Origin of the sequence: Neptuniibacter sp. QD72_48 (assembly GCF_047778065.1) — a bacterium.
GTDB lineage: Bacteria > Pseudomonadota > Gammaproteobacteria > Pseudomonadales > Balneatricaceae > Neptuniibacter.
Genome location: NZ_CP180547.1, coordinates 2,475,403 through 2,494,219, shown reverse-complemented (window position 1 = coordinate 2,494,219; position 18,817 = coordinate 2,475,403). Strand labels below are relative to the sequence as shown.

General features: G+C 44.7%; 21 protein-coding genes. 11 read left to right on the top strand and 10 right to left on the bottom strand.

The window, feature by feature from the left end; genetic code table 11:
• Positions 1-9: 9 nt before the first annotated feature.
• Genes hypA through ACMXYX_RS11235 form a run of 8 tightly spaced genes read left to right on the top strand, consistent with a single transcriptional unit; the run spans position 10 to position 9,318 of the window.
• Positions 10-342, top strand: a complete 333-nt coding sequence (hypA, locus tag ACMXYX_RS11270) for a hydrogenase maturation nickel metallochaperone HypA (protein WP_415884644.1) — start codon at positions 10-12, stop codon at positions 340-342.
• A complete protein-coding gene (gene hypB / locus ACMXYX_RS11265; RefSeq protein WP_415883974.1) occupies positions 342-1,265 on the top strand; it encodes a hydrogenase nickel incorporation protein HypB in 924 nt (307 codons plus the stop codon). Before hypA ends, hypB begins: the two co-directional genes overlap by 1 nt.
• Positions 1,265-2,719, top strand: a complete 1,455-nt coding sequence (locus ACMXYX_RS11260) for a sigma-54-dependent transcriptional regulator (RefSeq protein ID WP_415883975.1) — start codon at positions 1,265-1,267, stop codon at positions 2,717-2,719. The genes hypB and ACMXYX_RS11260 overlap by 1 nt, the downstream gene beginning before the upstream one ends.
• Positions 2,720-2,730: 11 nt before the next feature.
• Entirely contained in the window at positions 2,731-5,124 is a 2,394-nt protein-coding gene (gene hypF / locus ACMXYX_RS11255) for a carbamoyltransferase HypF (RefSeq protein ID WP_415896538.1), read from the top strand.
• Positions 5,115-5,363 carry a HypC/HybG/HupF family hydrogenase formation chaperone gene (locus tag ACMXYX_RS11250; protein ID WP_415883977.1) on the top strand — a complete coding sequence of 83 codons (249 nt, stop codon included), beginning with the start codon at positions 5,115-5,117 and terminating at the stop codon, positions 5,361-5,363. The genes hypF and ACMXYX_RS11250 overlap by 10 nt, the downstream gene beginning before the upstream one ends.
• A complete protein-coding gene (hypD, locus tag ACMXYX_RS11245) occupies positions 5,360-6,517 on the top strand; it encodes a hydrogenase formation protein HypD (RefSeq protein ID WP_415883978.1) in 1,158 nt (385 codons plus the stop codon). The genes ACMXYX_RS11250 and hypD overlap by 4 nt, the downstream gene beginning before the upstream one ends.
• A gap of 15 nt (positions 6,518-6,532) precedes the next feature.
• Positions 6,533-7,579, top strand: coding sequence for a hydrogenase expression/formation protein HypE (gene hypE, locus ACMXYX_RS11240; protein WP_415896537.1), 1,047 nt, complete (start codon positions 6,533-6,535; stop codon positions 7,577-7,579).
• Positions 7,579-9,318 (top strand): hydrogenase maturation protein, encoded by a 1,740-nt coding sequence (locus tag ACMXYX_RS11235; RefSeq protein ID WP_415896536.1) that lies wholly within the window; start codon positions 7,579-7,581, stop codon positions 9,316-9,318. The genes hypE and ACMXYX_RS11235 overlap by 1 nt, the downstream gene beginning before the upstream one ends.
• Here ACMXYX_RS11235 and ACMXYX_RS11230 read toward each other — a convergent pair.
• From ACMXYX_RS11230 to ACMXYX_RS11220, 3 genes are all read right to left on the bottom strand, one after another.
• Positions 9,308-9,706: a hypothetical protein gene (locus tag ACMXYX_RS11230; protein ID WP_415883981.1), complete on the bottom strand. Its 399-nt coding sequence runs from the start codon at positions 9,704-9,706 to the stop codon at positions 9,308-9,310. The genes ACMXYX_RS11235 and ACMXYX_RS11230 overlap by 11 nt on opposite strands.
• 163 nt (positions 9,707-9,869) lie before the next feature.
• Entirely contained in the window at positions 9,870-11,072 is a 1,203-nt protein-coding gene (locus tag ACMXYX_RS11225) for an EAL and HDOD domain-containing protein (RefSeq protein WP_415906009.1), read from the bottom strand.
• Between the two features lie 149 nt (positions 11,073-11,221).
• Positions 11,222-11,527 carry a hypothetical protein gene (locus ACMXYX_RS11220; RefSeq protein ID WP_415883983.1) on the bottom strand — a complete coding sequence of 102 codons (306 nt, stop codon included), beginning with the start codon at positions 11,525-11,527 and terminating at the stop codon, positions 11,222-11,224.
• A 223-nt stretch (positions 11,528-11,750) separates the two neighbouring features.
• On the opposite strand from ACMXYX_RS11220, the gene ACMXYX_RS11215 reads away from it, so the two are divergent.
• On the top strand, positions 11,751-12,680 hold the full coding sequence (locus ACMXYX_RS11215) for an AEC family transporter (protein WP_415883984.1): 930 nt from the start codon (positions 11,751-11,753) through the stop codon (positions 12,678-12,680).
• 15 nt (positions 12,681-12,695) lie between these two features.
• Here ACMXYX_RS11215 and ACMXYX_RS11210 read toward each other — a convergent pair whose 3' ends face one another.
• Positions 12,696-12,944, bottom strand: coding sequence for a hypothetical protein (locus tag ACMXYX_RS11210; protein WP_415896535.1), 249 nt, complete (start codon positions 12,942-12,944; stop codon positions 12,696-12,698).
• Positions 12,945-13,153: 209 nt separating this feature from the next.
• On the opposite strand from ACMXYX_RS11210, the gene ACMXYX_RS11205 reads away from it, so the two are divergent.
• Positions 13,154-13,519 (top strand): VOC family protein, encoded by a 366-nt coding sequence (locus ACMXYX_RS11205; RefSeq protein ID WP_415883986.1) that lies wholly within the window; start codon positions 13,154-13,156, stop codon positions 13,517-13,519.
• A gap of 54 nt (positions 13,520-13,573) precedes the next feature.
• On the opposite strand, the gene ACMXYX_RS11200 is transcribed toward ACMXYX_RS11205, so the two are convergent.
• On the bottom strand, positions 13,574-14,641 hold the full coding sequence (locus ACMXYX_RS11200) for a nucleoid-associated protein (RefSeq protein WP_415883987.1): 1,068 nt from the start codon (positions 14,639-14,641) through the stop codon (positions 13,574-13,576).
• 107 nt (positions 14,642-14,748) lie between these two features.
• Here ACMXYX_RS11200 and ACMXYX_RS11195 point away from each other — a divergent pair, with 107 nt between their 5' ends.
• Positions 14,749-15,282, top strand: coding sequence for a YaeQ family protein (locus ACMXYX_RS11195; RefSeq protein WP_415896534.1), 534 nt, complete (start codon positions 14,749-14,751; stop codon positions 15,280-15,282).
• 83 nt (positions 15,283-15,365) lie between these two features.
• On the opposite strand, the gene ACMXYX_RS11190 is transcribed toward ACMXYX_RS11195, so the two are convergent.
• The 5 genes from ACMXYX_RS11190 to ACMXYX_RS11170 form a co-directional block, all read right to left on the bottom strand.
• Complete coding sequence (locus ACMXYX_RS11190; protein WP_415906822.1) at positions 15,366-16,202, bottom strand: IS3 family transposase; 837 nt, start codon at positions 16,200-16,202, stop codon at positions 15,366-15,368.
• Between the two features lie 14 nt (positions 16,203-16,216).
• A complete protein-coding gene (locus ACMXYX_RS11185; protein ID WP_415882166.1) occupies positions 16,217-16,525 on the bottom strand; it encodes a transposase in 309 nt (102 codons plus the stop codon).
• Positions 16,526-16,699: 174 nt separating this feature from the next.
• Positions 16,700-17,113 carry an alternative ribosome rescue aminoacyl-tRNA hydrolase ArfB gene (gene arfB / locus ACMXYX_RS11180; RefSeq protein WP_415883989.1) on the bottom strand — a complete coding sequence of 138 codons (414 nt, stop codon included), beginning with the start codon at positions 17,111-17,113 and terminating at the stop codon, positions 16,700-16,702.
• A gap of 401 nt (positions 17,114-17,514) precedes the next feature.
• Positions 17,515-17,736 carry a PA3496 family putative envelope integrity protein gene (locus tag ACMXYX_RS11175; RefSeq protein WP_415883990.1) on the bottom strand — a complete coding sequence of 74 codons (222 nt, stop codon included), beginning with the start codon at positions 17,734-17,736 and terminating at the stop codon, positions 17,515-17,517.
• A gap of 250 nt (positions 17,737-17,986) precedes the next feature.
• Positions 17,987-18,574, bottom strand: coding sequence for a HupE/UreJ family protein (locus tag ACMXYX_RS11170; protein ID WP_415906008.1), 588 nt, complete (start codon positions 18,572-18,574; stop codon positions 17,987-17,989).
• Between the last annotated feature and the right edge of the window lie 243 nt (positions 18,575-18,817).

The window sequence follows — 18,817 nt, the reverse complement described above, 5'->3', positions numbered from 1 at the left end:
GTGCATGAGATGTCGATTGCAGAAGGCATTGTCCAAGTGCTGGAAGATCAAGCCAAAGAACAACAGTATGATCGAGTTAAAACTGTTTGGCTGGAGCTTGGCCCATTATCAATGATAGAAACAGAAGCGTTAACGTTTTGCTTTGAAGCGGTAACGCGCAGCACCCTAGCTGAGGGAGCTGAACTAAAAATAATAAAGATACCCGGTGAGGCATTCTGTATGCAGTGCTTGAAAAACGTTCCAATTAGTCAACGCTATGACAGCTGTCCGGAGTGCGGCAGCTACCAACTTCAGGTCGTCCAAGGGGACGAGATGCGAATTAAAGAGTTGGAGGTGGAATAATGTGTACGGTTTGCGGTTGCGGTGAAGGTAATGTAAAGATCGAAGGTCAGCATACACATGCGCATTCTCATCACGAGGGCGCTCATCATGATCATTCTCATAGCGAGCATACGCATCATCACGGGCATGATGACAATGTTATAGAGAAACAAGGTGAGGATCTGCATTTTGGTAAAGGTCCTGCTCATGCCCATGTGGCGGGTATGAGCCAAAGCCGAATGGTACAGATCGAGCAGGATATTTTAGGTAAAAACGATCGTTACGCTCAGATCAATCGCGCCCGTTTTGAAGCGCAAAGCCTGTTTGTATTAAACCTAGTCTCTAGTCCGGGGTCAGGAAAAACCACACTTTTAACCGAAACCATCAATCGCTTAAAAGAATCGCGTAAAGTAGCAGTGATTGAAGGTGATCAGCAAACGGCAAATGATGCTGATCGTATTCGAGAAACAGGCGTACCGGCAGTACAAGTAAATACGGGTAAAGGCTGCCATTTAGATGCTCATATGGTGGGTCATGCTTTAGATAACTTGGACGACCTACAAGGTGGCTTTCTATTTATAGAGAATGTCGGCAACCTTGTTTGCCCAGCAGCATTTGATCTTGGTGAAGCGCATAAGATTGCTATTTTGTCTGTGACCGAGGGTGAAGATAAACCACTCAAGTATCCAGATATGTTCCATGCTGCAGATATTATGATTCTAAATAAGACGGATCTGCTGCCTCATTTAGATTTTGATGTGGATAAATGTATTGAATTTGCTCGTCAAGTAAATCCAGACATTAAGGTATTGAAGCTATCCGCTAAATCCGGTGAAGGAATGCAGGAGTGGCAGGACTGGTTAGAGCAAAACCGAAAAGGGATGATTCAAACACGGATTGATCAGCTAAAGTCTGAAATCCAGCAGTTTGAGGCCCTTCTCTAATGCCGACTCGAAAAAGACCCTTAATATTGTGTGTAGATGATGAGGTACGTTCTTTAGAAACTTTAGAGCGTACCTTAGATGAAGAATTTGATGTTCTGACAGCGACAGGTGCGGATCAGGCGTTTCATCTGCTAGAGCAACATACATTTCATGCCATTCTCTGTGATCAGCGTATGCCAGGGAAGACCGGTGTAGAGTTTTTAACTGAGGTTCGTGAGCGTTGGCCGCAAACGGCACGACTAATCCTATCCGGTTACACTGATTCTGAAGATATCATTAAAGGCTTAAATGAAGCCGGAATCTTGCAGTACATCACTAAACCTTGGCACCCAGACAACCTTCTGCTTATTCTTCGTGGAGCTTGTCGTCTGTATGAATTACAGAATGAAAATGAACTACTGTCGATGGAGATGCGTCACTCCGCTTCTCAAGTAGAGCAAAATGTTAAAGAGAAAAAACAGCATCTCAAACAGACTTACCAATTGGATGAAATTCGCAGACATTCGACGAGTCCATTAAACGACCTGTGTGAACAGGCCGCGAAAATCGCTCCTTATGATGTCTCGGTATTGGTCACAGGCCCTTCTGGTGCAGGTAAAGAATTGTTTGCTCGCGCGCTTCATTACAACAGCTTACGAGCAGAGCGCCCTTTTGTAGTGGAAAACTGTGGTGCTATGCCGGATGAGTTGTTAGCTTCTGAGTTATTTGGTCATAAGAAGGGCTCGTTTACGGGGGCGATTACAGATCATGTTGGTTTGTTTGAACGCGCTGATGGCGGCACGATTTTTCTAGATGAGATCGGTGAAATTAGCCCCGCTTTTCAGGTGAAATTGTTACGTGTTCTACAGGAACGAGAAGTTCGTCGCCTAGGCGAACACCAGCGTAGAAAGGTTAATGTCCGTGTAGTGGCTTCTACCAATAGAGACTTGGAAGAGGAGGTTCGAGCGGGCCGATTTCGACAGGATCTATACTTCCGCTTAGCTGAAGTGACCCTTGAGTTACCCGCATTAGAACGTCGTGCAATGGATATTCCGGTGCTTGCTGAGGACTTTTTAGCCAAGTCTGTGCAAGAGTTTGATAAGCCTGCAAAAGGTTTTACAGAAGAAGCGTTAGATTGTATGCGTCGTTATTGCTGGCCGGGTAACGTTAGGGAGCTACAGAACGAAATTCGTCGCATGTTGGTGTTAGCGGAAGAGGAATGGTTATCTGCAGATCTATTGAGCCCTCGGGTGTTGAGAGCGGCTCCAGTTGAAGAGACTGCAGAAACAGAAGTGCTCGCATGCTTGGATGGCACATTAAAAGAGCGCATCGAAACCTTGGAAAAACGAATTTTAAGGGAAACACTCATTCGTCATCGTTGGAATAAAAGTCAGGCTTCAAGGGAGCTTGGATTGTCCCGAGTTGGACTTCGCTCCAAGCTGGAACGATATGGTCTGAATAAAGATTTCCATTAAAAGATCAGAGCATGAGTATGGCAGTTTCAGCGTTGCATATAGAGATTCGAGGTCAGGTCCAAGGGGTTGGTTTTCGTCCCTTTGTGTATAACCTCGCGCAACGCTTTGGGGTGATCGGATCTGTGGCGAATGGCCCAAAAGGAGTGAGTATCTTTGCTCAAGCCGATAAACTTCAACTTGATCAGTTTGTTTCTCAGTTGGCGTCTGAGCAACCTTCGATGTCAGAGATAGAATCTCTAGATGTTACCTCTATTGCAGTAGAACCAGGTCTGACCCAGTTTAAAATCATTCAGAGTGAGCAGGGAGATCTCGATCTTTCTGTTACACCGGACGCTGCTGTATGTCAGGACTGTTTAAGTGAGCTGTTCGATCCAAACAATCGCCGCTATCTATACCCGTTTATTAATTGTACTCACTGCGGCCCCCGCTACAGTCTAATCACAGCTTTGCCTTATGATCGTCCGAATACCACCATGGCAAAGTTTCAGCTGTGTCATCGTTGTGATTCGGAATATACCGATCCTGTGGATAGACGATTCCATGCCCAGCCTACTGCATGTGATGAATGTGGCCCACAACTCAGCTTTTATTCTGACGATGGGCAACAATTGCAGTGTGATGATCCAGTTGCGCAAACAATTGAATTGATCCAACAGGGCAATATAGTTGCGATAAAAGGTGTGGGAGGTTTTCATCTAGCTTGCGATGCTCGAAACCCAGAAGCAGTTAGACGGTTACGAGAGCGTAAACATCGCGATGAAAAGCCTTTAGCAGTCATGGCGGCTAACCCTGGATCTTTGCAGTCCTATGTTGAGCTAACGGATCAACGGGTACAAAGACTCAAAGCGATGGATGCTCCTATCTGCCTTGTACCAAAAAAACAAAACTCTGATTCATTACCTGAAGAGTTAGCACCTGATCAAGCGTGGCTAGGTGTGATGCTACCTCATTCGCCTCTACATTATTTGCTGTTTTACAAAGCTGCAGGCAGCCCAGACGGAATTCAATGGCTCGCGGAAAAACAGGATCTACTCTTGGTAATGACCAGCGCAAACCGCAGTGGCAACCCTCAAGTAATCGACAACGCAGAAGCGCTAACTCAACTGCAGGGGATAGCTGATGGCTATCTGATGCATGACCGTGATATTCACACCCGTTGCGATGATTCTGTAGTGTCGATGTTTGCTGAACAAGGTGGTGAGCTGGTTAGGCGTGGCCGTGGATTGTCGCCGCAATATATTAAGTTACCTTTCGAAGCTGATGCGCAGTTACCTTCTGTTTTGGCGGTTGGCGCATATTTTAAAAATACGATCTGCTTAACCAAAGGCAATCGAGCATACGTATCGCAGCATATAGGTGATCTTGATAACCCTGAGTGTTGCCGCCAGCTCAATCATACCGTCGAGCAATTAAGCGCTATGTTGGACATCAAACCTGAACTCGTGGTTGCTGACCTGCATTCTGAGTTTTACAGCACGGGGTTTGCGCAACGTTTTAGCAAGCAGCATCAGATCCCTATGTTGAAGGTACAGCATCATCACGCTCATATTGCTGCAGTTGTAGCAGAGCATGGCATTAAAGAGCCTGTCATTGGTTTAGCCCTAGATGGTTTGGGCTTGGGTGATGACGGTACGCTATGGGGCGGAGACTTATTTAAGGTTCATAAAGCTGATTATCAGCGCCTATCCAGTTTGAACCCAATTCCTCTGCCGGGAGGAGATAGTGCAGCAAAAGAGCCATGGCGGGTAGCTTCAGGTGTATTGTTTCAGTTAGATCGAGCAGAGCAGATTGAAGAACGTTTTGGTGATCACAAAGCGGCTGCAATGATCAGCCAGCTGTTACAGAAAAATATTAATACGCCAATGACCACAAGTGCAGGGCGTGTATTTGATGCTGTCGCTGCTTTATTGGGACTGAAAGAGAAAAATAGCTACGAGGCGCAAGCAGCCATGGCGCTTGAATCCGCAGCTTATCGTTACCTTAAATTACAGCCATGGCCGAACGAATCATTACTGATTGATACGAAGCAGTCTCCTTTAAATTTAGAGCCATTATTTGCCCGTCTGCTTGATTGTGAGGATCAAGGGTATGGTGCAGCCTTGTTTCATCAGCAGCTAATTACAGCGTTATCTCGCTGGGTGGCTGATAGCGCAGTAAAAGAAGGGATCAATAAAGTTGTCTTAGCGGGAGGCTGTTTTTTAAATCAGCTCCTGCTTCAAGGAATTACCGAGCAGTTAGAAGCTCAAGATTTACAAGTCGTTACGGCTCGAAAACTGCCATGTAATGACGGTTCTATATCGCTAGGGCAAGCGCAGATCGCGTTAGAAAGAGCTAACTTGGCTCGTCAAAACATGCATAAGAACGACAAGAACAAGAACAATGAGAGAGAGTCGCTATGTGTTTAGCCATCCCTGTTCGTATTGAAGAAATTATTGATACCGAGTCTGCAATTGCAGATATAGGTGGGGTGAGAAAAGAGATCAATATAGCGCTGATTGCCGATCTGGCCGTAGGAGACTACGTCATCATGCACGTAGGCTATGCGCTTAATAAGATAGATCCAGAAGAAGCTGCGAGAACCCTAGCGTTGTTTGCAGAGTTAGACGAACTTGAGCAGCAACAAGCGATAGAGGCATCACAATGAAGTATGTTGATGAATATCGCGATGGCGCACTAGCTCAAGAGATTGCAGCCAAGATTAGTAAAGAGGTCGATCCTGATCGGGATTATCACTTTATGGAGTTTTGTGGCGGTCATACCCATGCAATCTTCCGCTATGGGATTCCTGATCTGCTACCTAGCAATGTGAAAATGATCCACGGCCCAGGTTGCCCTGTGTGCGTATTGCCGATTAATCGTTTGGATTCAGCTATCGAATTGGCGGTTACTCATAAAGTTATTCTCTGTTCTTACGGCGATATGTTGCGTGTGCCGGGTTCACGTAAACGTAGTTTGCTAAAAGCTAAAGCGGAGGGTGCGGATGTACGGATGGTGTATTCCTGTATGGATGCGCTGCGTATTGCGCAAGATAACCCAGACCGAGAGGTCGTGTTTTTTGCCATAGGTTTCGAAACGACAACCCCGCCGACCGCTCTAGTGATTCGACAGGCACAAAAACTAGGTTTGAAGAACTTTACCGTCTTTTGCAATCACGTTCTGACTCCTGCAGCGATCAGTAACATTTTGGAGTCCCCAGAGGTAAGAGAACTGGGCATTCTGCGCTTAGATGGTTTTGTCGGACCGGCTCATGTAAGCACTGTGATTGGTTCACAGCCTTATTACTATTTTGCCGAAGAGTATCAAAAGCCTGTAGTCATTGCTGGGTTTGAACCTCTGGATGTGTTGCAGGCGATCTTAATGTTAGTGCGGCAGGTTAATGATGGTCGTGCGGAGATTGAGAATGAATTTTCGCGTGCAGTGACTTATGAGGGCAATGTCCAAGCGAAATCCATCGTGGCAGATACCTTTGAGCTACGCCGCTCATTTGAATGGCGTGGCTTGGGTGTTGTGCCTTATAGTGCTTTGCGTATTAAAGATGCCTTTGCCGAATTTGATGCCGAAAAGCGTTTTACGGTTGAGTATCGCAGTACACGAGAAAACAAAGCTTGTGAGTGCGGCGCGATCTTACGCGGCGTGAAATCTCCACGGGATTGCACTTTGTTTGGCGATCCTTGTACACCAGAGAACCCTTTAGGGTCTTGTATGGTATCCAGTGAAGGTGCTTGTGCGGCTTATTACAGCTACGGTCGTTACCAAGAAAATACCTTCGCATCTGATAAAACCCACCCCGCAGCCTGATTTAGAGAGTTTTTCATGAGTACACAAACGATTTATACATCAGAGCTCGATCTGGTTAAGGGCAAGGTAGAGATGGCCCATGGTAGTGGTGGCAAGGCGATGGCCCAGTTGATTGATCAGCTGTTCCTACAAGCGTTTTCAAACCCTTGGCTAGAGCAGATGAATGATCAGGCAAGTTTTAGTTTGCCTGCCGGTAAAGTAGTGATGGCGACGGATAGTCATGTGATCTCACCGCTGTTTTTCCCCGGTGGTGATATAGGCTCGTTATCTGTTCATGGAACGGTTAACGATGTCGCTATGTCCGGCGCAACGCCTAAATATCTTTCAGCAGGTTTTATCTTGGAAGAGGGCTTTCCTCTGGCTGATCTGAAGACCATCGTAGATTCTATGGCTAAGGCAGCTGAAGAGGTTGGGGTTGCCATCGTGACCGGTGATACCAAGGTGGTTGAGCGGGGCAAAGGCGATGGCTGCTTTATCAATACAACCGGTGTTGGCGTAATTGAGGAAGGATTGGATTTTGGCGCAAATAAGGTGAAACCGGGAGATAAAATCTTAGTGTCCGGTACATTGGGGGATCATGGCGTTGCCATTATGTCTTTGCGTGAAAACCTCACGTTTGAGACGACAATCGAATCTGATTCTCAAGCGCTGCATGACCTTGTTGCTGATATGGTTGAGGCTGTGCCAGAGATCCATTGCCTTCGCGATCCTACGCGTGGAGGTCTATCTGCCACACTGAACGAGATCGCTCAGCAGGCCCGAGTGGGTATGCAAATCTATGAAGCGCAACTGCCGGTGAAAGCACAAGTTCAAGCAGCCTGTGAATTCCTAGGACTAGATCCGTTGTTTGTTGCCAATGAAGGTAAGCTGGTGGCTTTCTGCCCGGCAGATAAGGCGGAGCAGTTGTTAGAGGTGATGAAGGCACACCCTAAAGGACAAGAGGCCTCGATTGTTGGTGAAGTGACCGATGATCCATTGAGCTTTGTGCAGATGCAGACTGCCTTTGGTGGTAACCGTATGGTGGATTGGATCAACGGTGAACAGCTACCGAGGATCTGTTAATGCGTATCTTATTTCTAACCCACAGTTTTAATAGCCTGACTCAACGTTTGTTTGTTGAGTTACGCAGAGACGGTCACGACGTCTCTATCGAATTTGATATTAACGATGCAGTAGCAGAACAGGCGGTGGAGTTGTTTAAGCCTGAGCTCATTATTGCACCGTTTTTGAAACGAGCGATTCCCGAATCTATCTGGTCTCAGCATCGCTGTATTATCGTTCATCCGGGTATCAAAGGTGATCGAGGTCCTTCGTCTGTTGACTGGGCCATATTGAATCAAGAAACCTCTTGGGGCGTGACGTGCCTAGAAGCTAATGCAGAGATGGATGCAGGCGATATCTGGGCGTCAGTCGAGTTTCCAATGCGAGAGGCGAGCAAAAGCAGCCTTTATCGGAATGAGATTAGTGATGCAGCAGTGACTGCAGTAAAACAAACGCTGGAACGTATTCTATCGGGTGATTTCAAGCCGCAAAAACTGGATTATGATCAGCCTGATATCCTGGGTCAGTGGAACTGTTTGATGGCACAATGTGATCGCATGATCGATTGGCAAAACGATTCCACTCAAGAGATCTTAATAAAGATCAGAGCAGCGGATTCAGCGCCCGGTGTGCAGGATCGAATCGGTGGGCAGGATTACTACCTTTTTAACGCCTATGCAGAACAAGCGTTAGGGCAAGGACTGGCTGATGTGGGTTCTATCCTCGCTACTCGAGACGGTGCGATCTGTCTGAAAACTCGTGATGCTGCAGTGTGGGTGACTCATCTAAAACGCGTTAACCCAGAAGAAAGTGAATTCAACTTTAAATTGCCTGCGACTCACTTTTTAGCGAAGCAGCTTGCTTCTGCGCCTCAAGATCAACGTGTACCTGAATTGCCATTAGCACCTGAAACTATGCCTAATGGTGCAACGTGGCAGGAGATTCGGTACCGCCAAGAAGGCGATGTAGGCTATCTCTATTTTGATTTTTACAATGGCGCTATGGATAGCGATCAATGCAAGCGTTTACAACAAGCGGTGGCCTACGCAAAAGCCCAGCCAATCAAAGTGTTGGTGCTCATGGGAGGAGAGGAGTTTTGGTCGAACGGTATTCACCTAAACCAGATCGAAGCAGCCGAGAGTCCCGCAGAAGAGTCCTGGCGCAATATCAATGCGATGAACGACCTCTGTTTAGAGATCATCAACTCTCCTAACCAATTAACCATGGTGGCTATGCAAGGCAATGCTGGAGCCGGTGGTGTCTTTCTAGCTTTAGCCGCTGATCAAGTGGTGGCCCGCAGCAATATTGTGCTTAACCCCCACTACAAGTCCATGGGTAATCTGTATGGCTCGGAATATTGGACCTACCTCTTACCTAAACGAGTGGGTGATGAACAAGCGCAGCAATTGATGCAAAATCGCTTACCGGTATCGGCTACAGAAGCTGAACAAAGCGGGTTAATTGATGCTTGTATCAATGAGAGTAGGGAAGGCTTTTTAGACCGCATTAAGGCTGATGCTAAGTATCTGGCTACATCCGTTGAATATGCGCAGCGTTTGGCCCTAAAGAACTTGCAGCGTCAACAAGATGAGCTGCAAAAGCCATTACAGCAATACCGTGACGAAGAGCTAAACCAGATGAAGCTTAACTTCTTTGGTTTTGACCCTAGCTACCATGTTGCTCGCTACCACTTTGTGGAAAAGCTGCCCAAGGCTCGCACGCCAGCTTATCTTGCGAGCCATCGGGTGGTTAGTGGTTAAACGCCAGTTTATTTGGATTGGGGCCGCGATTTTTCACTACACAATTAGAACAATGGCTCTTTGCTGTGCAGTGGGAGGCTAAATCTTCTAGCTCCAAGAGTAGGTCTTCAACCTTAGATAGGATTTCTGTGTTAACCCTGTGTTCAATACGGTATTGGCGGGTAAAGTCATGTACTTCACCAAACTTAAACGTAATCGGTTGAGTTTTAATTTTGCAGGTATGAAGCGTAAAGTTTACTTGATTGCTGCTGATCAGTATTTCGGCTTCAACAGCTGGAAGGCCACAAAAACTAAAGCCTTTGTTGTCTAGGGTATTAAGAATAGCCTGAGTAAAAGGTGCGCAGATTTCGTTATCTGTTGCGCCTAAACTAGTAATGAAAATACTCATAATAGACATCCTGTCTTAAGAGGAAGGAGTCGCTTTATGGTATGAAAAGCACCTTGTATAAGATGCTTTGTATACCACTTGTATTTTAGCTCAGCATTAGAAGGCTCTAAACTACGAGTTTTGTTAGTTTAGAGCTTATTTGAAATAGCATTGATCTGAGTGCTTAAGATGTAGCGACTTTTTGGCTTTCTATGGCCCAAGTAATCGCTTCTGATTGAGCTTGCAGCAGTGTGTGCTCATCGACATGCCCCGAGAGATTGCTCCACTCATAACGAGTAAAGTTAATCACATCATTCAGCATCAAGCCGAGATTTCCTTTTCGATCTACCAGCGCCACTTTGGCTTCGTCGTTTAATGGAATATGTTCAGGCAGGATTTCCATTGGGATAGAGAAAAGAGCATCTGCACCCGACAGGATTCCAATGAGAAATGCGAGGCCTGGTTCGGTACTGTATTGAGGCGCGATATGCTCACACATCTTAGATCTAATCAGCAGTTCCCGGCATAATTCGTCAGGGACAGCTAAAGTACCTGATAGAGACACTATAACTGCCCAACGCTTCAATTCATTTAAGCCGAGCATTACCACAGCTTCACTGAGAGTTGAGATAGAGCGTTGTAAAGAGAAGGTAGCAGAATTAACGATCTTCAGAAGTTTTACTGCAAGTCGAGGATCTTTGGCAATGATCTCTTCTAGACCTTCTGGAGTTGCTTCTGGATTATTTAGCTCGGCAAGCAATTGGATTATGGTTAATTCATTTCCACTTATGCGTTTTCCTTCAATATGTTCAGGAAATGCAAAGAAGTACCCTTGAAATAGTTGGAAGCCTAATTTTTTAAAGCGATGGAATTCGTTAAGAGTTTCCACCTTTTCTGCAAGCAAAGTCAGATTGTAAGGTGCCAGATGTTCCATTGTGCGGAAAAGGTTTTTCCCTTTGGTTTCAAGAACATCAATTTTTACAATATCGACTACATCCATTAAAGGCTTATAATCTTCGCTCCAAGTAAAATCATCTAAGGCAATTTTAAAGCCTTTCTCTGATAGCCCTCGAATCTGTTCAATGGTTTTAGCATTAATTGGAACATCTTCTATTATTTCTAAAACAACGTTATCTGCTGCAAAGCTTGGAAGTTCCTCCGAAAGCAGTTCCTCATTGATATTCATAAAAGCTGGAAGGACGCGTTGAGCACCTCTCTGGATAATTCCGGTATACGCGTTAAGGAGGACTTCACAGGTAGCGGCGGTGCCATCAAATAGCTCCCCGGGAGGGCAACCATTTGGATCTCGATAAAGAAGTTCATAACCAACCGTTTCACAGTTGGCGTTGAGGATTGGTTGTCTTGCTAACAGAGTTTGCTCTAACACCTAGGCACCTCGTACAACAATCAATTAGATAGTAGTTTCGAACTAACTAACTGACATAGTAGCGGAATTAACAAGTATGACTAGTGGTTTTAAGCCCGTTAGGTAAAAAAAAACCGGGCATAAGCCCGGTTTTTTTAGAAGGTTATCACTTACTTAGTGATCGCCTGAAGTTCAGCCATTGCTGCTTCGCGAGTTTCGTTTGCGATTGCAGTGAAAGCTTCGCCTTGACCTTTTAGAAGTTCGAATAGAGCTTTGTTAGCTTCCATGTTGAACTTGATTAGTTCTTCAGGAGTTTTTAGCTCTTTTGCTTTCTCAGCTTCGCCCTGGAAGAAAGAAGTTAGTTCTTCACCAGATTTTTTCTGCTGTTCGATAGATTTAGTGATCGCAGCAGCCTGAAGGTTCATCAGAGACTGAACGGCATCGAAAGATTTCTGGAAATCAACAGTATTAGTCATGATAGTTCTCTCTAAAAATTAATTTGTTGCACTGCACAATATGAGGCTCATTGTAGCTTGATTTTTGATCAAGTCAACACTTTTTTGTGCAGTGCACAAAAAATGTTTTAACTATATATTCCTAAACATAGAGTTCGGTTATGACAGAATGATGTCTGGACGTTAAGAGGACGAATTGGTCTAATTGGCGCTTTGAATTTTCTGGCTATAACGAGCAATTCTCATGGCAGGCATAGAAACAATACTGACGCTATTTTTGCTAATAGGTTTAGGTTATATCGGTAAACGTACCGTTTTAGCAGAGCAATCCTTAGCTCCGCTCAACACCTTTGTGTACTACTTTGCTGTGCCTGCATTGCTGTTTAATTCAGTCTATAAATTATCTTTGGATAGTTTGTTCCAGCCCCTTTATCTATTTGCTTTCCTCGTCGCTGTTGTTGCAACTGCGCTCACGGCGGCATTGGGGTGCGCACTGTTCTTCTCGGAGCGTAATAAAGAGGTACTTATCATTCGTGCTTTGAATGGTACCTTTTCCAATTACGCGTATATGGGCATTCCGATGGTGTTTGGTTTGCTAGGTGAAGCTGCTTATGGAGCGATGATCAGTATCATCTTGTTGGGAAATGTATTCCAGATTGGTGGTACGCAGTTTTTGATGGAAAGTCAGCGCCAAGAAGGAACGGGGTTAAAGCAATTTTTGGCTATTTTAGATAAGTCATTGCTGCGTAGCCCGATCTTCTTATCTACATTCTTTGGCGTATTGGTTTCAGCTTTTGCTATAGAGCTGCCTAATGTGCTGGCTTCTACCTTGGATTTGCTTGCCCCAGCAACAGTGCCTGTTGCTCTGTTTTGCTTAGGTGCGAGTTTAGAGTTTAAAACCCTTAAACAAAGCAAAGTTGAGCTGTTTTGGTTAGTGATAGTTAAGCTTGTTATCCATCCATTGCTCACGTTAGTCATTTTCAAACTAGCGGGCGTTGAGGATCAAAACTGGTTTTTAGCTGCTGTGATACTTGCTGCGTTGCCAACAGGTGCGCTCGCTCACGTTATGGCAATTCGTTATGATGTAAAAGAGAAAGAAACTTCCTTAACTGTCGTACTATCAACCATGGCTGCACTGGTTAGTGTGTCCTGTTGGGTAAGCTTTTTGATGTAATTCATGTGGCTCCGCTTATGCAGCTTGTTGTACATCATGAATAAATAACATGATCTCCTCAGGCTGCTGAGGCTGGTTAATTATCTCAACCACATGCTCTTTTCGATCATTCTTCAGATCGATGACCTCAACTGCTAAGTAATCACCGTCTAGTTTAAAGCTTTTCATCGCATAGCCTTGTTCTGCAAGTGAATCCATTAGTTTCAGTAGAACAAGATGTTTGTTTCTATGCGAAATTCCAAATAAATATCCGTTGATGATCATCTGATTATCCTCATCTGCGACTGCTTTTCGGAGCAGTTAAATTGCTTTATCGGCTGTCTATTTTCTGCTGATGTTGAGGCGTTGTCTGTATAGGAATATGCATACAAATTTTCATGCAATGGCTTTTTTCGAGCTTAAATAACCGATTCTTGGCTAAACTCAATGAGTGATGTGGATCTCTACTAAGTTTGATAGGAGGGATAACTCTAATGGCATTTGCGTTTTATGCACAGCGTATCTTTGTCACTCGATTTAATGCTGCAGTTGGTTTTTATTCCCAAGCCTTGGGTTTAGAACCCGAGTTTCTAGATGAAGATATGGGGTGGGCTGAATTTGAACTAGGTGCAGCCAAAATAGCCCTAGAATTGGTCGATGCAGACTCTGAGGATGCTAATGATCTGGTAGGGCGTTTTGTTGGGGTAACTTTGCAAGTTCAGGATATTCAACAGGTGTATGAGGAGATGACTCAAAGGGGAATCGATTTTGTAGCCCCTCCAGAAAAACAACCTTGGGGTGGGACCATAGGGCACTTTAAGGATCTTGAAGGAAATATTCTTTCAATTTTTAGTATGTAGTGTTTTGCAGTTCAGCTTAGATGGAAAATACAAAACACTACATCAAATAGCAGTTTAATCGTCCTGCTCTAATGCTTCGCGAAGCTGGTTGATTACCTTGCTGGGCAAACGATTGATAATGATTCGGCCGTTATCTTCATCAAATTCGATATCTTTACTGCCATTTAAATCGCCAAGGCTGCGCTTATTGAAATCTAAACTCCAGTTATCCGCTTTCACTTTAAGCTTCGCGAAGCGGTTGATAGTGCTGGTATGCGGTTGAAATTCCTGGCTAACATTATACGGGCCTTTATTGGCAAATGTGCCAAAGGTGCCTGCTGCTGTTTCTGCTTGTTCAGGTGGGATGTATGCATCAAACAAATTTTCAATGTCGTTTAGATTAGCGGATTCTTTTTCAGTACGTTGCTTAGAAAGGTAGCTAACTACATCCTCAACCACTTCCTCTTTACGATCACTCATATTGTTTTGGTTACAGAAATCTCGTGCTGCACGAATCAACTCTCCTGTTGATTTGCGTGAAGGGGTGACATCGGTACAACCAAACGCAGTCGAGAAGTAATGGGTGATTTCTCCTTTCTCTTTACTGCCAATAAAACTGAGGTAGCTGTCCTGCTTTTTTCTGTAAGTGGTTAAGTTGATCCGCGCACCTTGATGCAACTGGTCCAGGTTGATCTCCATCACCTCGGTTGGGTGAAGGTCATTATCAAAACCAATGCCTGCTTTATCGCGTACGAGCGCGATCAGCATATATTCGTAACGATCACTGGCATACATAGCAAACAGTACATATCCACCGTGAGCGGTATGAGCCGATGGGTTGTTAATAGCAACTGCTAGCTGAGACATACTTTTTTCTGTTAACTCAACAAAGCTCTGCTCGTTACATTCTGCATTAACAAAGCTTTCGAAAGCTGAGATAAATGGGTAGCCCTCTTCATTCTCGTGATTGAACGAGCCGTGAGTCAGACTAGAGCGACGGCTGAATGCAGAATTTAGTGTTTCGAATAGCTGGTTAGCGATCGGTTCAGTTGTAGGAATAACACCACCGCGATCTGTAATACGCGCAGGCGCATCTTCAGATTCTTTAACTAGTTCTCGAATAGCTAGATGTTTTAATTCCATGAATGACCTCAGCAGCATTGTCAAAAAAGCAGAGCAAGGATTGTATTTAAAACTCAGAGGAGATGCAGTATAAAGATGCCCCCAATCCAACGAATAAGGCTGAGTTCATGGCGCTTAAACCAACTATCCACAAAGTTTCCCTTAATTTAGTGGATATGAACCGGGATATTTATACGAGCGAAAAGCTAACAGTTGCCCTGCACCCATCAGAAACGGTTACCCGAATGATGGTGCGTATCCTTGCTTACGCGCTGAACTATGATCAAGACCTTGATTTCACCAAAGGCTTATCAGCAGCTGATGAGCCTGATCTTTGGATTGTGCGTCCTGATAACTCAGTGAGCTGTTGGATCGAAGTGGGGCAAGCTTCTCCTGAGCGCATGCGTAAGGGCGTAAGCCGAGCAGAACAAGTGATCCTCTATGCCTACGGTAGTGAAGTAGATATCTGGTGGGCTAAAAACGGTGATGGCCTAAAAGCTTTGCCAAAAACACAGGTATTCCGATTCGATGCCGAACAAGTGACTCAGCTAGAAGCATTGTGTGACCGTACGATGGAATTAACGATTACACTGAGCGAAAATCAGATCTTCGTAGCAGCCGGTGATAACCAAGTTGAAGTTGAGTTTAGTGCGCTTTCATAAAATTTCAGTGGCTAGTGGCTAGTGGCTAGTGGTTAGTTGCTAGGGTGTGGAGCTGGAGCGCCCCCGATAAAGTGGACAGTTGCTTAAGATCGGAAGCCAACTGGAGATTCATACCCCAACGCACTGTGGCTTCTGATCGTATTATAGAAGCGAGAGATATACAGACCTATTTCTCTCGCCATTTCAGAACAGGTAATCAACCCTAACTTACGTGTACATTCCTTTTTCAACAACGAGAAGAAGCTCTCTGCACACGCATTATCCCAGCAGTTGCCTTTACGAGACATACTGATTGTGACGCCTCTTTTCGTCAACCAGCTCATTACCCGCTCACTGCGATACTGACTCCCTTGGTCAGAGTGAAACAGCAATTTATGAGTGACTTCCGGCTTAGCTTTATTCCAACTTTTTTGTAATGATTTCAGTACGATGTCCGCAGTTACTTGCCTTGAACATTCAAAGCCTACGATTTCCCGATTGTGTAAATCCATAACGACCGATACATATAACCAGCCTTCGCGACAGGCTACTTGGGTAATATCTGAGACCCATACGCGATTAATCTGACTCGGATTAAACTCCCTATTTAGCAGATTAGGCTGAGGCATCAAACCACCTTCTAAGCAGTAACGAGCCTTCCTTACAGCAAGTTGCGCCTTATACCCTACGCGCCTCAATAAACGGCAGAGGCGATTTTTCCCACAACAAAAGCCCTCACATAACAACGCATGCCATAATTTACGGTAGCCATACACACCTCGACATTGATCCGCTAACTCTAAAGCACGCGATAAGATCTTTTGATTCATCTGTTCCCGTAGGGATGGAATACGATTTAGCCAAGCATAATAACCCGAGCGCTGAACACCATAGAGCCTGCATAACCGCGACACGGGTAAGTAACTCGAGTACTTCTCTATACATGCAAAGCGCTCTACTTTGCTTCGCTGAAGTACTCTCGTGTCTTTTTTAGGATATCGACTTCCAGTTGAGAGCGTTCCAATTCCTTTTTAACTTTCTCTAACTCTTGTTCTAACTGACGGTAACTCTTACGAGGTGCAGTTTCATTCACCGCTTTAGGATCTTGAGCTGACATATATTGACGCCTCCAAGCACGCAATGTCCCTACCGCTATCGGAAGGTCCTCCACAAACTCAGTTAAGGTTAGCTCAGTTTTAAGTGATTCCAGCACCACACGTGTTTTAAATTCGTCACTGTAGGCTGTACGTTTTTTGAAATACATAAGACACCTCTAGCGTGTTAAAAGGTGTCCACTGAAACGGGGTCAGTCCAAGCTTTAGCTAAGTAGCAAAGCCCATCTCTGATGACTAGGCTATTTTGTGATGTTCTATGTTTTATTGGTCCAGAAAGGCAACCCTCATCGAAAGCATTATCAAATCGATGAAGCGTAAAAGCACTAATAATCCACTTTCCCGCGATTCTTTTTGATCTGCCCGCGCTGAGTTTTTTTATCAACGCGTTTACGTTGTGAGCTTCGTGTGGGCTTTGTCGCTCTTCTTGCTTTTTCTACAATGGTTGCTGCTTGGATAAGCTCTAACAGTCGTTGTTTAGCATCTTCCTTGTTACGTTCCTGATCGCGGGAATTTTGCGCCTTAATCACAATCACACCTTCTTTGGTGATGCGTTGATCCCGATAGGCGAGTAGACGCTCTTTGTAGAACTCAGGCAGGGAAGAGTTTTTGATATCAAAACGAAGATGGATCGCACTAGAGACTTTATTGACGTTCTGGCCGCCGCTACCTTGGGCGCGGATAGCATTGAACTCTAGCTCATGCGGATAGATAAAAACGCGGTTGGTTATCTTTAACATGAATGTATTGTATCAATAGCCTTAAAAGGAATGAAAAAAAGATAGAAAAAAGTTCTGACAGAGTTTGAATAACCGCCATACCTGAACCATTCTTGATATACCACTCAAAATAATAGGGGGCGGAGGACATGGATTCCAAATGTAACCACTGCAGGCAGTTAATTGAATCCTCAATTATCAGTGAACCCCATCAACATCTGAACGTGCAAAGAGCGTCACCAAGTAGCAGCATCTATCGCTGTCAGCTATGTAATACGATGTTTGAATTCACAGAACACGAAATTTATTTACTGGATATAGTCCAGCCTGAGTCGGAAATAACTGAGCACAAACCATCTGCCTGTGCTTAATAACACAGGCAGATGCGTGTCATTATTAAATCAATCTAAGCTTCTTTCTAGTTAGTCTTTCCAGTCGTCATCGTCGAAAATTTCACGCAGATCTTTTTGCAGCTCTTTCTCTTCACGCATAGCTTCTAAACGACGGCGCTTAGCTGGATTGATGCTCTCTTTCTTGTAAATGGTCGATAGCTCTTCAGGCGCTAGTAACTCGTCTTCAAGTATGGATTCATCAGACCGGGTCTGTTGATTAGATTCGCTATTTATGGGGCCTTGGTGACTCATATCTTTGCCTCAGGGATAAACAAATCGATCTCTATATAGCCTGAGTATGGTACAGATTTAGAAATTGGAAAGGATTTATGCTGAATATGTTAGCTAAAGTCTCAAACGAGAAAAAAGTCGGGTAAAAATTACCCGACAAAGCACTTTGAGTGTGGTGAAGCAAAGAAAGGTGCTGGCAATAAGTTAGACAATCATTGCCAGCGAATAACGAAATAGCAGAAGTGGATGGCTATCTCGCTACAATAGTTGGTCAAGCGACCAGAAACATAGCGCCAAACAGTGCGATTCCTGTTCCGGCCCAAGCATTTAGTTTTGGAATCGTGCGGTTGATCTGATCAGCTAACGTCTTGCCTGCCCCAAATAGCAGTGCAGTACTCAACATAAAGCCTGATGCAAAAGCTGCGACACCGGCAGAACCTAATTCCGCGCCATGAGCTGAACCGTGATAGATCGCGAACACTGCAATCAGTGGCAAGGCTACGACGCTTTTTAGATTAATAACTTTGGATACCATGAGCCCCAACACTAATACAGAAACAGCGATGCCTGTTTCTATTGCAGGGAACATCAGGCCGTTAAGGGCTAGGAAAAAGCCAATTAATAGCATGCTGAAAAGCGTGAAAGGCACTAAGCGATTATCTTTCAGTTGCTGTTGGCCCGCCCAGAAACCTACTGCCAACAGTGCTAGAAGGTGGTCGATCCCAGTTAATGGGTGTAATAAGCCGGAGATCAAACTGGATTCCATTAATAGATTACTGTGAGCAAAAGCTGATGGGGCAATTAGTGAACCGGCGATTAGCGCTAGACTGGATTTAAATCGGGTGGAAGTTGTCCTCATTAGATTATCCTTTTTAATTTTTATGGATGAGGAGAGGCTGTGGGTACGTACTCTCGTTTCTAAGGTAACTGCAACTGAAGTGCCAAGTTTGAGAATAAAGAGGGATTGAGCTAAACGCCCGTAACAAGCCCTATTGAGCGTGGTTTAAGAATCTGCTGAAATGAATGTTGGCCTGTAAAGAGCCCATTTAGATAGCAAAAACGTATAAAGCTGGAAACTTAGTAACCAGTCAGCTACTGCTAC

Coding starts and splice junctions, on each gene's coding strand:
- arfB (WP_415883989.1), bottom strand. CDS start 17,113: ATGTTAAAGATAACCAACCGCGTTTTTATCTATCCGCATGAGCTAGAG.
- ACMXYX_RS11260 (WP_415883975.1), top strand. CDS start 1,265: ATGCCGACTCGAAAAAGACCCTTAATATTGTGTGTAGATGATGAGGTA.
- ACMXYX_RS11175 (WP_415883990.1), bottom strand. CDS start 17,736: ATGAGTCACCAAGGCCCCATAAATAGCGAATCTAATCAACAGACCCGG.
- ACMXYX_RS11230 (WP_415883981.1), bottom strand. CDS start 9,706: ATGAGTATTTTCATTACTAGTTTAGGCGCAACAGATAACGAAATCTGC.
- hypB (WP_415883974.1), top strand. CDS start 342: ATGTGTACGGTTTGCGGTTGCGGTGAAGGTAATGTAAAGATCGAAGGT.
- ACMXYX_RS11195 (WP_415896534.1), top strand. CDS start 14,749: ATGGCGCTTAAACCAACTATCCACAAAGTTTCCCTTAATTTAGTGGAT.
- ACMXYX_RS11220 (WP_415883983.1), bottom strand. CDS start 11,527: ATGACTAATACTGTTGATTTCCAGAAATCTTTCGATGCCGTTCAGTCT.
- hypA (WP_415884644.1), top strand. CDS start 10: ATGTCGATTGCAGAAGGCATTGTCCAAGTGCTGGAAGATCAAGCCAAA.
- ACMXYX_RS11200 (WP_415883987.1), bottom strand. CDS start 14,641: ATGGAATTAAAACATCTAGCTATTCGAGAACTAGTTAAAGAATCTGAA.
- hypD (WP_415883978.1), top strand. CDS start 5,360: ATGAAGTATGTTGATGAATATCGCGATGGCGCACTAGCTCAAGAGATT.
- hypE (WP_415896537.1), top strand. CDS start 6,533: ATGAGTACACAAACGATTTATACATCAGAGCTCGATCTGGTTAAGGGC.
- ACMXYX_RS11250 (WP_415883977.1), top strand. CDS start 5,115: ATGTGTTTAGCCATCCCTGTTCGTATTGAAGAAATTATTGATACCGAG.
- ACMXYX_RS11185 (WP_415882166.1), bottom strand. CDS start 16,525: ATGTATTTCAAAAAACGTACAGCCTACAGTGACGAATTTAAAACACGT.
- ACMXYX_RS11170 (WP_415906008.1), bottom strand. CDS start 18,574: ATGAGGACAACTTCCACCCGATTTAAATCCAGTCTAGCGCTAATCGCC.
- ACMXYX_RS11215 (WP_415883984.1), top strand. CDS start 11,751: ATGGCAGGCATAGAAACAATACTGACGCTATTTTTGCTAATAGGTTTA.
- ACMXYX_RS11235 (WP_415896536.1), top strand. CDS start 7,579: ATGCGTATCTTATTTCTAACCCACAGTTTTAATAGCCTGACTCAACGT.
- hypF (WP_415896538.1), top strand. CDS start 2,731: ATGAGTATGGCAGTTTCAGCGTTGCATATAGAGATTCGAGGTCAGGTC.
- ACMXYX_RS11205 (WP_415883986.1), top strand. CDS start 13,154: ATGGCATTTGCGTTTTATGCACAGCGTATCTTTGTCACTCGATTTAAT.
- ACMXYX_RS11210 (WP_415896535.1), bottom strand. CDS start 12,944: ATGATCATCAACGGATATTTATTTGGAATTTCGCATAGAAACAAACAT.